General features: G+C 64.8%; 12 protein-coding genes. 5 read left to right on the top strand and 7 right to left on the bottom strand.

Annotated features, from left to right (window positions below; all coding sequences use genetic code 11):
• Nucleotides 1–149 precede the first annotated feature (149 nt).
• The 5 genes from AB4068_RS04400 (at nt 150) to AB4068_RS04380 (ending at nt 4,149) form a co-directional block, all read left to right on the top strand.
• The gene (locus AB4068_RS04400) at nt 150–875 is read left to right on the top strand and encodes a hypothetical protein (protein WP_307052777.1); all 726 of its coding nucleotides are present in this window, start codon (nt 150–152) and stop codon (nt 873–875) included.
• Nucleotides 872–1,579, top strand: a complete 708-nt coding sequence (locus tag AB4068_RS04395) for a hypothetical protein (protein ID WP_306962973.1) — start codon at nt 872–874, stop codon at nt 1,577–1,579. The genes AB4068_RS04400 and AB4068_RS04395 overlap by 4 nt, the downstream gene beginning before the upstream one ends.
• Nucleotides 1,580–1,835: 256 nt before the next feature.
• Nucleotides 1,836–2,654 carry an amino acid ABC transporter substrate-binding protein gene (locus AB4068_RS04390; RefSeq protein WP_059388190.1) on the top strand — a complete coding sequence of 273 codons (819 nt, stop codon included), beginning with the start codon at nt 1,836–1,838 and terminating at the stop codon, nt 2,652–2,654.
• 15 nt (nt 2,655–2,669) lie between these two features.
• Nucleotides 2,670–3,335 (top strand): amino acid ABC transporter permease, encoded by a 666-nt coding sequence (locus AB4068_RS04385; protein ID WP_059388188.1) that lies wholly within the window; start codon nt 2,670–2,672, stop codon nt 3,333–3,335.
• Complete coding sequence (locus tag AB4068_RS04380) at nt 3,322–4,149, top strand: amino acid ABC transporter ATP-binding protein (protein WP_284989628.1); 828 nt, start codon at nt 3,322–3,324, stop codon at nt 4,147–4,149. Before AB4068_RS04385 ends, AB4068_RS04380 begins: the two co-directional genes overlap by 14 nt.
• Nucleotides 4,150–4,350: 201 nt before the next feature.
• Here the strand turns inward: AB4068_RS04380 and AB4068_RS04375 are convergent, their stop codons facing one another.
• The 7 genes from AB4068_RS04375 to AB4068_RS04345 form a co-directional block, all read right to left on the bottom strand.
• Nucleotides 4,351–7,377 (bottom strand): alpha-mannosidase, encoded by a 3,027-nt coding sequence (locus tag AB4068_RS04375; protein ID WP_441432765.1) that lies wholly within the window; start codon nt 7,375–7,377, stop codon nt 4,351–4,353.
• Between the two features lie 194 nt (nt 7,378–7,571).
• Nucleotides 7,572–8,471: a formate dehydrogenase accessory sulfurtransferase FdhD gene (gene fdhD, locus AB4068_RS04370; RefSeq protein ID WP_441432764.1), complete on the bottom strand. Its 900-nt coding sequence runs from the start codon at nt 8,469–8,471 to the stop codon at nt 7,572–7,574.
• Between the two features lies 1 nt (nt 8,472).
• Nucleotides 8,473–10,809: an FdhF/YdeP family oxidoreductase gene (locus tag AB4068_RS04365; RefSeq protein WP_284989625.1), complete on the bottom strand. Its 2,337-nt coding sequence runs from the start codon at nt 10,807–10,809 to the stop codon at nt 8,473–8,475.
• A 62-nt stretch (nt 10,810–10,871) separates the two neighbouring features.
• Nucleotides 10,872–12,197, bottom strand: a complete 1,326-nt coding sequence (locus AB4068_RS04360; protein ID WP_441432763.1) for a molybdopterin molybdotransferase MoeA — start codon at nt 12,195–12,197, stop codon at nt 10,872–10,874.
• Complete coding sequence (locus AB4068_RS04355) at nt 12,194–12,481, bottom strand: DUF6457 domain-containing protein (RefSeq protein ID WP_307052769.1); 288 nt, start codon at nt 12,479–12,481, stop codon at nt 12,194–12,196. Before AB4068_RS04355 ends, AB4068_RS04360 begins: the two co-directional genes overlap by 4 nt.
• 31 nt (nt 12,482–12,512) lie before the next feature.
• A complete protein-coding gene (gene mobA / locus AB4068_RS04350) occupies nt 12,513–13,142 on the bottom strand; it encodes a molybdenum cofactor guanylyltransferase (RefSeq protein ID WP_441432762.1) in 630 nt (209 codons plus the stop codon).
• Between the two features lie 37 nt (nt 13,143–13,179).
• Complete coding sequence (locus AB4068_RS04345) at nt 13,180–13,680, bottom strand: HNH endonuclease (RefSeq protein WP_028266173.1); 501 nt, start codon at nt 13,678–13,680, stop codon at nt 13,180–13,182.
• Between the last annotated feature and the right edge of the window lie 105 nt (nt 13,681–13,785).

Here is a 13,785-nt window from a genome sequence, read left to right as displayed (position 1 = left end):
CCGTCCGAAAGACCGGGGCATGGAAGAACCCGCTGGTCCGTACTTGGGGGGTGTGCGGACCAGCGGGTTCGAGAATCAAGCATAATTCAATGTGCCTGCATCGTAAAATCGACTTCGCAGACCTGAAACCGTCTAGCAGAAAGTGGTTCATGTCCCTCCCCTCCAAGGCGTTCCAACGCTGGCTGCACGGGATCGCCCCGAACACCAGCACGGCCGATGTCTGCCGCTTTTCGGGAGTGAAACGCACCACACTGGCCCAGCAATTGGTTCGCGGCAAGGTGGCCGAGAGTTCGCTCGTGAGCATCAGCCGGGCCTTCGACATGAATCCCTTCGATGCTTTGGCACAATTCGAGGCCTACGCGGCGCTTCGCGGAACCCCGGTTCCCCCCACTGATGCGGAACTCGTCAGCCAGGTGTCCACCATGGATCTGCTGCGTGCGGTCGTCGAGCGCTCCGATCCCGGCGAGGGCGTCCCGCCCCTGGTCCTGGCGGAGACCCCGCACGGTAGTTCAGTCAGGAACTGGGTGGACGCGATCGACGACGGCGAGCTGCGCCACCGGGTGAGCGGCTCCACCGGGATCGCACCGCAGAACTTCTCCGCGCACCTGACCGCCAACCGGCTGCCCCCGGAACTGGCCCTGGCAACGTCCCGGGCGGCCGGCGTCGGACCGGCCGGAGGCCTCGTGGCCAGCGGCCTCGTCACCGAGGCCGAGGCAGGATGGCCCCCCGGGGCGCGGCGGGACGCCCTGGACAGGATGACGGACGGCGAACTGGCCCTGCTGGCCGGAGAGCGGCTGCAGGCCCTGGGCAAGGCCCTGCGCCGCCATGAGCACGAGCTCGACCACAGCAACAGAATCTGGGAGAACCTGGGATGACCACCGTGTTGGCGTGGGCTACGCTCTCCATTTGCCTCATTTTGACGGCCATTCGCATCCCCAGCGCCGTTCGGGGCGAGAACCGCATGATGTTCGTCTTGTTCGCACTGATTTCCCTCGACATCCTTCTCAGCATCGAGGGTCCCTATGTGCTGATTGACGGGTGGCTGGGCAACTTCAACCTCGGCAACCTGCTGCTCCGGTTCCTGCTCTACGGAACGTTCCTGCTCATGGGCATCAAGGTGGCCAGGGCCTTTGGCTCAGCTGGCGGAGAACGCGCCATCCGCGGGCCGATTGGCTTGGCCGTTTTGGGAGCAACCGCGGTCCTCACGGCCTTCTTCTTCTTCTCGATGGACACCCGGGACTCCACGGTTGGCCTGAATGACCTTGACCCTGGGCCGGCCCTTGATCTGTATGCGGCCTTGGGCAGGTTCTACCCGGGCTACGTTGCCGTATGCCTCATCCCGGGCATCTGGCGATCGGTCCGAGGTTCGGGTCCCGTTCTGCTCCGGGCCGCCTCAGCGACACTGCTCCTGGGCCTTGCCTTGCTAACGGTTTCACAGGTCTTTCCGCTCATCCCGCCAACGAATACGTGGCTGCGGCCGCTCATCAATTACTCTGCCGCTTTGGCCACTGCACTTGGCCTGGGAGGCATCTGGCTGTCCAAAACCGTTGCCAGCCGGACTAGCCGCACGGTAATTTAAAAACATACCGCGTAACCTCTTTCATAAATCCATTATATCGTGCCATAATTATGAATGTGTGAAGGCGACGCAGCCTGACCTTTGAATCAATGAACGGGTTTCCAAGGTTCGTGGCGCGTGCGGGAGCACTTTTGGGGGGATGAGTGGTGGCGGGCTGTTGGGGACCGCCCCCACTCAGCCTTTTTAAGCGTCCTCCCGTGTACGCCGGACACCGCCCGAAGCACCCCAGTCCGGTCCCGTGACTAAGATGGCTTTCATGAAGAGCCTGCCCACCCGCCGCACAGCACTGTCCGCAACCCTGGCCGCCGTCGCGCTGGCACTGACCGCTTGCGGCGGTGGTTCCTCGCCGTCGTCGACGTCGGGTGGAGATACCTCGCTGTCCGCCATCAAGTCCAAGGGCGAGATCGTTATTGCCACGGAAGGCACCTACCGGCCGTTCAGCTTCCACGAGAACGGGGCCGGTCCCCTCACGGGCTTCGACGTCGAGATCGCCCAGGCCGTCGCTGCCAAGCTCGGAGTGAAGGCGACCTTCCAGGAAACCCAGTTCGATGGCATCTTCGCGGGTCTTGATTCCAAGCGCTTCGACATGATCGCCAACCAGATCTCCATCAACCCCGAACGCACGGCCAAGTACGATTTCTCGGCGCCGTACACGATCTCCAATGGCGTCGTCGTGACCAAGTCGGACAACAACTCCATCAACAGCTTCGCCGATCTCAAAGGCAAGACCACCGCGCAGTCGCTGACCAGCAACTTCTACAAGATGGCAGTTGACGCAGGCGCCAACGTGCAGTCCGTCGAAGGCTGGGCGCAAGCCGCAACCCTGGTCCGCCAAGGCCGCGTCGACGCAACCGTCAACGACAAGCTGACCTACCTCGACTACGCCAAGAGCACTCCGGACTCCGGCTTGAAGATCGCCGCGGAGACCACCGACAAGACGCAAAGCGCCATGGTCTTCCGCAAGGGATCCGCCGAACTCAAAGCCGCGGTCGACAAAGCGCTCACGGACCTTCAGGCCGATGGCACCCTCGCCAAGATCTCCCAGAAGTACTTCGGCGCAGACGTTACCAAGTAGCCGGCGGCCAATCAGATGACCTTCAACTGGGACCTCGTCTGGAGTTCCTTCGGGCCAATCGTCGGGGGCGCCGTCACAGGAACCATCCCCCTCACCCTGGCTTCGTTCGCCATTGGCCTGGCGTTGGCGCTCCTCGTTGCCCTCTTGCGCTTGAGCCCCAACAGATTGCTCTCCGGCGTCGCACGCTTCTATGTCTCCGTGATCCGTGGGACTCCCCTGTTGGTGCAGTTGTTCGTGATCTTCTACGGTCTCCCGAGCATCGGCGTGAAGCTGGAGCCGTGGCCGAGCGCCATCATCGCGTTTTCGCTCAATGTGGGCGGCTACGCGGCCGAGGTCATCCGCGCCGCGATCCTGTCGGTGCCCAAGGGCCAGTGGGAGGCCGGGCACACCATCGGAATGTCGCGTCCGCAGACGCTCGTGCGGATCATCCTCCCGCAAGCGGCCAGGGTCTCGGTACCTCCACTGTCCAACACCTTCATTTCCCTCGTGAAGGACACCTCGCTGGCTTCGCTCATCCTGGTCACCGAGCTTTTCCGCAACGCCCAGCAGATCGCCGCATTCAGCCAGGAATTCATGATCCTGTACCTCGAGTCCGCCCTGGTTTACTGGGTCATTTGCCTCGTCCTCTCCACGGGCCAGTCCGCCCTGGAGCGCAGATTGGACCGTTATGTCGCCCACTGAGCCCAGCAACGCCCCCCACGGGAACTCCGGGCTGGTGCTGTCTGCCCGGGACCTCGCCAAAGCCTTCGGCAGCAACAAGGTGCTGCGCGGAATCGACATCGACGTCAGGCGCGGCCAGGTGGTCGCGTTGATCGGGCCGTCCGGTTCGGGAAAGACCACCGTCCTGCGCTCACTTAACGGCCTCGAAGTGCCCGACGCCGGAACGGTCACCTTCGGGGACGCCGACGCGGGGACGGTCCGGGGCTCCGGCGCAGGACTGACCCTCGATTTCGCGGGCAGCGTGGGCAAGCGGGAGATCGCCGCCCTCCGGGATCGCAGTGCCATGGTGTTCCAGCACTACAACCTGTTCCCGCACATGACGGTGCTCAAGAACATCATCGAGGGACCGCTCCAGGTCCAGAAGCGTCCACGGGCGGAAGTGGTCGCGGAGGCCGAGCGGCTCCTGGCCCGGGTGGGCCTCGCGGACAAACGAGACGCCTACCCCTTCGAGCTGTCAGGCGGCCAGCAACAACGGGTGGGAATCGTGCGCGCCCTCGCCCTCAAGCCGCAGTTGCTGCTCTTTGACGAACCCACCTCGGCGTTGGACCCGGAACTGGTGGGCGAAGTGCTCGGTGTCATCAAGGAACTTGCCGACGAAGGCTGGACCATGGTGATCGTGACGCACGAGCTCGCCTTTGCCCGCCAGGTTGCCGACGAAGTCATCTTCATGGACGGCGGCGTAGTGGTGGAGCGCGGACCAGCAGCGGATGTCTTGCGCGAGCCGCGGGAGGAACGCACCAAGCAATTCGTCAAGCGCCTCCAGCACGACGTCTGACCCCCAACTGATCCCCACCGCCACCCTCGCCTCGCAAGTCCCCACCGGCTCCCAGCCTTCGCAAGCTCAGGCCGGGGCCCTCGCCGGTGTGGCCCCACGGCCAGGGAACCCTGGCGGCGTGGGCCCAGCATTTGTTGTCGTTTTGGGCCTCCAAAACGACATCTACTGCGAGCTAGTTGGGTGGGCCGGGCACGCAACCGTCTAGCGGCTGAAACGCAAGGTCACCAGCTGGAACGGGCGCAGGGTCAGTTCGGCAGCTCCCGCTCCGGGCTTCACTCCGGGAGCCTCGACGGGACGTTCCAACAGGTCCACGGATTGCACCATCCGGGATTCGAAGTTGGCTGTGATGAGGCCCGTGGAGCGTTCTCCCAGAGATTCGTAAAGCCGCACGATGACGTCTCCGGAGCCGTCCTCGGCAAGCTTGACGGCCTCGATGACCAACGCTTGGTTGAACAGCGTGAAAAGCGGCTCAACGGGGTTCGCCCCTGCCAGCAACCTCGGTTTGAGATTGGTCCGGTAGCCCTCTTCCACGGCCCCGCCGATGCTGGCGCCGGGCCGGATGCTCAGATCCAGGACGTGAACCCCAAGGTCGGCTTGGGGGTCCGGGAACTTGGGCGCCCGCAGCAGTGACACACGCACATTGGTGGTGGTTCCGCCGTCGTCACGGATGGTCCGGGTGACGTCGTGCCCGTAACTTGAGGCATTGGAGATTGCGACTCCATAACCCGGCTCCGCCACGTGGATCCAGCGGTGGGCGCAGAATTCGAACTTGGCGGCTTCCCAGGACGTGTTCGTGTGCGTAGCCCGGAAGACATGCCCGAATTGGGTCTCCGAGGCGGAACGGTCCGCACGGACATCCAGCGGGAAACCGATCTTGAGCAGTTTCTCGTGTTCCTGCCAGTCCACCGTGGTGGAAATGCCGAGGGATTCCGCGCCCGCTTCGAGGGAAATGCGCTGCGTGATGGTGGAGGAGCCCACCGTCCGCTCCACCACGACGACGACGTCCCAGCCTGCACGTTCCAGCGTCACCGATCGCGCGTCGACCACCGGGACGACGTTCCGGCGATAGAACTCGTCGATGTCCCAGGCATCCCATTCGTTCGGCGTATCCCGGTGGAGCTCAAGGTGGTTGCCGAACGTCCCGGGCGCAATGGCTTCCCGGCCCGTTGCGTAATCGGAGAGGGAGGTCAGCAATCCATTGGCGTCCAGCACCGCCCGGATGATGCCGTTGTCCAAAACATAACCGCCGGCGCGCTCTGTGACACTGACTGGACTATCCGAGTGGACCGGCTCGGCAGCGGCGAGCGCCGGAACACCGTTGCGCTCGTGCGGCGCGGCATTGAGCAGGAACGTGGTGTCTCCCTCGCCCAGAACGGCTGACGCGGCACCCGCTATGATGCCTTCCAACTCCCGGGCGATCGCGGCATAGTTCCGCTCCGCATCCTGGTGGACCCACGCGATGGAACTGCCCGGCAGGATGTCGTGGAACTGCTGCAGGAGTACAAGCCGCCACAACCGCTTGAGGTCCGCCGCGGGATAGGTGAACGAACCCGCAGTCCGTACTGCCGCCGTCGAGCACCAAAGCTCGGCCTCGCGCAGCAGGTGTTCCGAGCGGCGGTTGCCTTGTTTGGTATTGGCCTGGCTCGTGTACGTCCCCCTGTGCAGCTCAAGGTACATCTCCCCTACCCAGACCGGGAGGTTGTGGTACTCGGCCTCGGCCTGGGTGAAGAACTCCTTCGCGGTTCCCATGCGCACCTTCGGCGAGCCTTCGAGGTCCGCCGTCCGGTGGGCGGCGGCAACCATTTCGCGCGTGGGTCCGCCACCGCCGTCGCCGTAACCGAAGGGGACCAGCGAAATGGTGCCGCGGCCATGCTCCCGGTAGTTGCGCTGGGCATGGGCCAGTTCGCGGCCGTGGAGCTCGGAGTTGTAAGTGTCCACGGGCGGGAAGTGGGTGAAAAGCCGCGTGCCGTCGATGCCCTCCCAGTTGAAGGTGTGGTGCGGCATCTTGTTGACTTGGTTCCAGGAGATCTTCTGGGTCAGGAACCACCGGGAACCAGCGGACTTGACGATCTGGGGGAGGGCCCCGGAATATCCGAAGGAGTCAGGCAGCCAGGCCTCCTGGCAGTCGATCCCGAACTCCTGCAGGAAGAAGCTCTTGCCCTCGACGAATTGGCGGGCCATTGCCTCGCCACCGGGCATATTGGTGTCGGATTCCACCCACATGCCGCCAACCGGCACGAATTGCCCGGCCTTCACCTTCTCCCGGATCCGGATGAACAGCTCAGGATAGAACTCCTTCATCCATGCCAATTGCTGCGCCGAGGAGCAGGAGAAGACGAAATCGGGGTTCTCATCCATGAGGGCCACAACGTTGGAGAAGGTGCGGGCGCATTTGCGGATGGTTTCCCGGACCGGCCATAGCCAGGCCGAGTCAATATGGGCGTGGCCAGTGGCCAGAAGTTCGTGGGCCGAGGCGTAAGCGGGCCGGCTCAAGACCTCGGCGAGGGCTTCCCTGCCGGCGGCTGCGGTACCGGCAACATCGTCCGGGTCCATGATGTCCAGCATGCGCTCGAAGGCGCGGAGGATCTCATGCCGCCGCGGCAGTTCGAAGGGCAGTTCGTGCATCAGCCCGCTAAGGGTCCAGATGTCCTGGTGGAGCTCCCAGACCACCTCGTTGAGTTCGGCGATGGCTATGCGTCCGAGCCGGTAGCGGGGCTCGTCTCCGGAGGTGGACTTGTCCCCGAGCGGGGTTGCCGCGAAGGTCCAGCTTTGGCTGAGATCCGGATTGGCCGCGGCTTCCACGTAGAAGTCCACCGAGAGTCCGCCACCCAGAAGCTTCAGCGGGACATGCTGGTTGCGCGGAGAGATGGCCTTGATGATGGTGCCGTCCGGGCGCCAGGCGATGCCCTCGCACTGGAATCCGGGTGCGTCGATGCTGAACCCGAGATCGACGACGATCTCCACCGTGGTGCCATCGGCGACTCCCCACCCCTCCGGGACCTCGCCCCGAAGCCGCAGCCACTTGGTGCTCCAGGCCTTGCCCCACGCGGCACCGTGTTCCTGGGGCTCAAAGACCTGGCGGAGTGCTTCCGAGACCGGAACCGGCTCCCCCGGGGCATCCCAGCTGCTCAGTTCAAGAGGCAGCGCACGGCCATAGATGGCGGGAGCTATCCGCTCCCGGACAAAACGTTCGAGCCGCTTCTCAGTGATCCGGCGGTCGTCGTGCAATTGAGGTCCCCTTTGGCGGTGGGCTGGGTTGATTGCTTCCTTACCGTTATGAGCAGCCTAGTAGGCAGGTCACTGTCCGGAGGAACCAGATTCCATTCGATGGATAAAATCTACGTCGTTCCCGAACAATAGCCAAGTGATTGGCGGCTATCCCTGCAGGTCCCTACTCCCCACCGGCTCCCGCCTTCGCAAGCTCAGGCCGGGGCCCTCGCCGGCGTGGGCCCCCCACCGGCTCCCRCCGGAACTCCGACCCGGTCGCTGCCCGCGTAGACGTTCAAGCTGGTCCCCCGGCTGAAGCCCACCAGCGTCAGGCCGGTCTCCTGTGCTAGCTCCACTGCGAGGCTGGAGGGTGCGCTGACGGCGGCCAGGACCGGGATCCCTGCGAGCGCCGCCTTCTGGACCAGCTCGAAGGATGCCCTCCCGGAGACCTGCAGGACGGTGCCGCGCAGGGGCAGCATTCCTTCGCGCAGCGCCCAGCCCACCACTTTGTCCACCGCATTGTGCCTCCCCACGTCTTCCCGCAGGCACAGCAGCTCGGCAGCACCGTCGTCGTGGATCCGGAAGAGTCCGGCGGCGTGTACTCCCCCGGTTTTGTCGAAGACCGCCTGTGCTTCACGGAGACGGTCAGGCAGCGCGGCCAGAACCTCCACCGGGACATTCAGGGGGTCGTCCTCGGGGCTGAAGTGTGAGGATTTACGCACTGCCTCGATGGAGTCAGTGCCGCAGATCCCGCACGAGCTGGAGGTGTAGACGTTGCGCCCGGTCTCCGGCAGGACGACGTCGGGACGCAACTGGGCTTCCACCACGTTGAAGGTCTGAACGCCGTTCTCGTCCTCGCCGGCACAGAAGCGCAGGGAAATGAGCTGGGCCGGGTCCCAAATAACACCCTCGGAGACCAGGAAGCCCGCCACGAGGTCGAAGTCGTCGCCAGGGGTCCGCATGGTCACCGAGAAGGACATGTGCCCCAAACGCACCTCGAGCGGTTCCTCGACGGCCAGGAAGTCCTCGCGGTAGCGGACCGGGTGCTCCAGGGCCTGGGCGGAGCCGTCCAGGACGAATTTGTGCACCTTGCGGCGCTGGGTCACCCGTCCCATCTCAGCTACCCACCTTCCCGGCGGGTTCCGCATGCCCGGCGGCTTCCCCGTGTCTGACGAACCGCACCGTCATGGCCTTGTAGCCGGGGGTATTGGATTCACGGGCAACGAGCTCCCGGTGGACCAGGGCGTTGGCCTCGGGGAAGTACGCGGCGGCGCAACCCTTGGCCGTTGGGTAGGCAACCAGCCGGAACTTGTCCGCCCGGCGCTCCGTTCCGCGGAAAGTGGAGATGACGTCCACCATGTCCCTGTCTTCGAAGCCGAGTTCGCCGAGATCGTCCTCGTGGACCAGTATCACGCGGCGGCCTTCGGAAATGCCCCGGTATCGGTCGTCGAGCCCGTAAAACGTGGTGTTGTACTGGTCATGGCTGCGGACTGTCTGCAGGATCAGGTGGCCGGCAGGGGCTTCGAGGTACTCCAGTGGGCTCACGGTGAATCGTGCCTTGCCGATGTCCGTGGCGAACGTGCGGGTGTCGCGTGGCGGGTTCGGCAGCACGAAGCCGTTCTTGGTCCGCACCCGCGCGTTGAAGTCCTCGAAGCCGGGGATCACCCTGGAGATGTGGTCGCGAATGACGTCGTAGTCTTCGGCCATGGCCCGCCAATCCACGGGGTGGTTGTCCCCGAGGACCGCCTGCGCCATGCGTGCGACGATGACGGGTTCGCTAAGCAAATGCTCCGAAATCGGAGTCAACCGGCCCTGCGTGGAGTGGATGACGGACATGGAGTCTTCAACGGAGAGGATCTGCCGTCCGCCCGGGTGTTTGTCGTCCGTGTCCGTGCGGCCCAGGGTGGGCAGGATCAGGGAGGTCTTGCCGTGTACAACATGGGCGCGGTTGGGCTTGGTGGAGATATGGACCGTCAGCCCGGCTTTCTTGAGCCCTTCCTCCAGGGCGACGGTGTCCGAACCTGCCGCGGCGAAGTTGCCGCCCATGGAAACGAAGACGTCCACCTCGCCCTTCTCCAAGGCGTGCTGGGTTTCCACGGAGTCGTATCCGTGGACCCGCGGTGTGGTGAATCCAAACTCTTTGTCCAAGGCTGCCAGGAAGCCTTCGGACGGTTTCTCCCAGATGCCCATCGTGCGGTCGCCCTGTACGTTGGAGTGGCCGCGCACGGGGCAGGCGCCGGCACCGCGTTTGCCGAAGTTCCCCTGCAAGAGCAGCAGGTTGATGATTTCCCGCAAGGTGTCCACGGAGTGCGGCTGCTGGGTGAGGCCCAGCGCCCAGCAAATGATGGTGCCCTTTGAGGCGGCGAGCATGCCGGCCACCTTGGTGATTTCGATGCGGCTCAGGCCCGTGGCGCGTTCCGTCTCTGCCCAGTCCAGGGTAGCCCGGGCTTCGGCGTAGGCCTCGAAACCGTCGGTCTGCGCCTCGATGAAGGCGCGATCAACCACGGTTCCAGGCTTCCGCTTCTCCTCCTCCAACAGGAGATGGCCCAGCGCTTGGAACAAGGCAAGGTCGCCACCCACCTTGATCTGGAGGAATTCATCGGCGATGTCCGTGCCGCCGCCCACCACGCCGTTGAGCGACTGGGGGTCCTTGAAGTTCAGGAGCCCGGCTTCCGGCAATGGATTGACGGCTACGACCTTGCCGCCGTTGTTCTTGCAATCACGCAGGGCTGAGAGCATGCGCGGATGGTTCGTGCCGGGGTTCTGCCCCACAACGAACACCAACTGAGCTTCATGGATGTCTTCCAGGGAGACAGTGCCCTTGCCGATGCCGATGGTCGGGTTGAGGGCGCTTCCGGAAGACTCGTGGCACATGTTCGAACAATCGGGCAGGTTGTTCGTGCCCAGGCTGCGGGCGAACAGCTGGTACATGAAGGCTGTCTCGTTGGCCGTGCGCCCCGAGGTGTAAAAAACGCAGCGGTCCGGCGTGGTGGCATTCACGTGCTCGCCGATCAGGGCGAAAGCATCCGTCCAGCTGATCGGCGAATAGTGCGTCTCGCCAGGGCGGATGACGACGGGCTCGGCAATGCGGCCTTGGCTGCCGAGCCAGTATTCGGTCTTGTCCCCAAGCTCGGCCAGGGAGTGCCGGGCCCAGAACTCCGCGTCGACCACGCGTGTGGTGCTCTCCTCGGCGATTGCCTTGGCCCCGTTTTCGCAGAACTCGGCGGGACTGCGTTTGCCCGTGATGGACTCCGGCCAGGCGCAGCCGGGACAATCGAAACCGTCCCGCTGGTTGACGCGGAGCATTGACTTGACGGTCCGGCCGACACCCGCTTGGGACCAGCCCCGTTCCAATGCCACGGTGACAGCTTTGACGCCCGCCGCGGAGCGCTTGGGTGGGTGGATCTGGAGGTCATCTTCATTGATGTCCTGCTCGGGAGCATGCCTGTTCATGTCCCCATCATTGCAAGGCCTGACTCTCTAATCCACCCGCGTCCATCCCGCACCTGAAACTCTCAGCCCGTCAGGGCGCTCCAGTCCACCGGACCGGACGAAACCTTCCGTGCTGGCTTGGCAGGAGTCTTCTTGGCCTTGTCCTCCGGTGGCTTCGGCCGGGGAAGCGGCGGCCCCCACGGCAATGGAAAAGCTGGCACTGCCTCTCCAAGTTGTACGCCGTGCGGCGGCACCACCATGATTCCGTCCGCACTGGCGAGGCCGCGCATCATCCCGGGCCCCGCGTGCTGGGCCGGCGACGCCAAGCCGTACACAAACCTGAAGGGAAACAAGCGCGTGCGCCCGGGATCGGCGTCGAGCATTGCACCGCAAGGAACCTCGCCCACCTCGGGCAGTGTTCCGTGACCCAGACCCGCGAGGAGCGGCGCGCCGATCGTGAAGAGGACCATCATGGCCGCGAGCGGATTGCCTGGGAGGCCCAGCACGAAGCGACCGTCCGGCAACTCGGCCAAAACGCCGGGATGTCCCGGACGCATCGCAATTCCATCAATCAGCAAGCGGCCACCCAGCTCCGCAATGGCCCGACGGAAGTGGTCCGTCCCCGAACGGCCGGTACCCCCGGTGGTGATGACGACGTCGGCGGGTGGCGCGTCCGGCGACAGCTCACCTTCCTCAAGGGCCGAGAGCCATTCGTCATAGGAGTCGCCCACCTTGATTTGCTCGCCGCGAATGCCGCCAAGGAGCTCGACGACGGCGCCAAGCTGGGGACCGAAAGTATCCCTCACGCGCCCGGGGGCCGGGACACCCGCGGTCACCACCTCGGCGCCGGTCAGCACCATTTTCACGAGGGGCTTGCCCAGGACGTCCAGTTCATCACGTCCGGCCAGGGCGGCCAGGGCGAGATGGGCCGGGTTCAGGACGACGCCTGATTTGATCAGCAGCTCGCCCGCCGCGGCTTCTTCTCCCGCGTCGCGGATGTGTTGCCCGTTGCGCGGTTCGCCGGGCTTCGCGTTCCCGCCGAGCGCGAGCAGTGGTAAGCCGTCTTCGTCCGTGGTCAGGACCCCGCTCTCCCTCCGCAGAACGGCCTTGGCCCCGGGCGGGATCAGGCCACCCGTGGCGATCGGGCTGGCTTGGTGCGGTGCCAGCCGATGGCCGGGTTCGGCGAGGATCCATGGACCGCTGCCGTTGACTGCCCAGCCATCCATCGCGGAGGACGCGTAGTGCGGCAGGTCCTGCAAGGCGTGGACATCCGAGGCCAGGGTCCTGCCGATGGCGTCCTTCAGGGCAACGGGTGCGGCGGGAATGGGCGTGGCGCTATCGAAGGCAAGTTGCCGCGCCTCGGCCCACAAGTGGTCGGCATGCGGGACATGCCCGGGGGCTTCCGTCATCCGGCGTCGGTTCCGGGGTTCGTATAGTCCTTCGCGAGCGTGCGTGCCAGGCCCAGGGCTGCATCCATCGACGCAGATTGAGTGGCTTGTCCCGAGCCCGAGGCAAGCCCGGCCGCAAAGCCCGCAATGAAGGTTGTCAAAGGAGCCGCCGGCCGGACCACCGAATGGGCTGCAACGCCCGCCAGGGACAGGATCTCGTTGATGTCGATCTCGACGTCGTCCAACTCATACGCTTGCAGCAGGCTCCTGCACCATTCCTCGAGCGTTTCTTCCTGGCTCTTCACGATCCGCCTCCACTGTCCGGTACAGCTGTTGTCACGGCAGGTCGCCGTCCACTCCAAGCGCCGCGGCGTCATCCCAGGTATCCACGTCATCGGTGGACCCTGCGGGGACAGGCACGGCCTGCAGATCAAGCCTAGCAAGCAGGCGGAAAACCGCGGCGTTGACCAGGCCACGTTCTTCTCCGGCAGCTTGCACTTCGCGCTGCAAAGCAGATACGCGGTAGATCCCGAGCAGCGGCTGCTTCCTACCGTCGCCGGATACGGACATGGCCCCGTCCGTGTCCTGGTGGCCTGCAACTTCCCGGAGCAGGACCGGAACCGCGGCGGCGGCCAGGGGCATATCGCAGGCCAGGACGAGAACCCAGGGCGCGTGCTTCGTGGACGGCTCCTCGCCGTCTTGCGTTTCGCCTCCGTGCCCCAGGGCGAGGAGTCCGGCGGCGATCGCGGCTGCGGGTCCGGCGAAGGGCGGCTCCTCCCGCGCGGTCAATGTGCCGTCCGGCAGAGTGCCGGGATCCGGGCCGACGACGACGACGCTTCCCGCACCGCGTGCGGCCGCCACGGCGCGCTCAAGGAGTGTGGCGCCGTCGTATCTCAACTGGGCTTTGGGCACGCCGCCGAGGCGGGAGGACTTGCCACCCGCCAATATCACCGCATCAAAGTCCACCCGCCCAGATTACCCGGGAAGCGGGCTCAATTCCGGTTCAGGCCGCCGACTCGGGCAGGAGGAAGGGATCCCATGCGGGCGCAGGTTTCTCAAGCTCCTTGATTTGCCAGATAGTCCCGGTGGGCGCCGCCGGAGTGAACCTCAGTTTCCAGCCCATCTCGGCTGGGGTGTGGTCACTCTTGGCGTTGTTGCAGCGCAAGCACGCTGCCACCAGGTTTTCCCAGGAATCCGCGCCGCCCCTGGATTTGGGGTGGACGTGGTCAATGGTGTGCGCTGCTTTCCCGCAGTAGGCGCAACGGTGACCGTCACGGCGCAAGACGCCGCGGCGAGTGACCGCCGTGATGGTGTTGTACCTTGGCCGGATGTAGCGATTGAGCAGAATCACGGAAGGACGTCCGAGAATCTCTTGTGGCCCGACGACAGGCTCGTCGCCTTCGGCCACTACGCTCGCTTTTCCGGTGAGCACAAGGACCAGCGCCCGGCGGAAGGTTACTACCGCCAGCGGTTCATATCCAGCATTCAGAACGAGTGTGCGCATGCACGTACCTCTTCACGGCCGCACCCGTCAGGGGCGCGAGGGCCGGCTGCCCTCTGCATGTACGGGCTGTGGATCGACAACCTAAGAGTAAACACCAGAAGGCCA

Source organism: Arthrobacter sp. 2RAF22 (assembly GCF_052115325.1).
GTDB lineage: Bacteria > Actinomycetota > Actinomycetes > Actinomycetales > Micrococcaceae > Arthrobacter.
Note: the sequence above shows the minus strand (reverse complement) of the source record. Positions and strands in the feature narration are given on the sequence as shown.

Bases quoted from the DNA above. Each gene is read 5' to 3' on its own strand.
- AB4068_RS04400 (WP_307052777.1), top strand. From the start codon at position 150: ATGTCCCTCCCCTCCAAGGCGTTCCAACGCTGGCTGCACGGGATCGCC.
- AB4068_RS04395 (WP_306962973.1), top strand. From the start codon at position 872: ATGACCACCGTGTTGGCGTGGGCTACGCTCTCCATTTGCCTCATTTTG.
- AB4068_RS04390 (WP_059388190.1), top strand. From the start codon at position 1,836: ATGAAGAGCCTGCCCACCCGCCGCACAGCACTGTCCGCAACCCTGGCC.
- AB4068_RS04385 (WP_059388188.1), top strand. From the start codon at position 2,670: ATGACCTTCAACTGGGACCTCGTCTGGAGTTCCTTCGGGCCAATCGTC.
- AB4068_RS04380 (WP_284989628.1), top strand. From the start codon at position 3,322: ATGTCGCCCACTGAGCCCAGCAACGCCCCCCACGGGAACTCCGGGCTG.
- AB4068_RS04365 (WP_284989625.1), bottom strand. From the start codon at position 10,809: ATGAACAGGCATGCTCCCGAGCAGGACATCAATGAAGATGACCTCCAG.
- AB4068_RS04360 (WP_441432763.1), bottom strand. From the start codon at position 12,197: ATGACGGAAGCCCCCGGGCATGTCCCGCATGCCGACCACTTGTGGGCC.
- AB4068_RS04345 (WP_028266173.1), bottom strand. From the start codon at position 13,680: ATGCGCACACTCGTTCTGAATGCTGGATATGAACCGCTGGCGGTAGTA.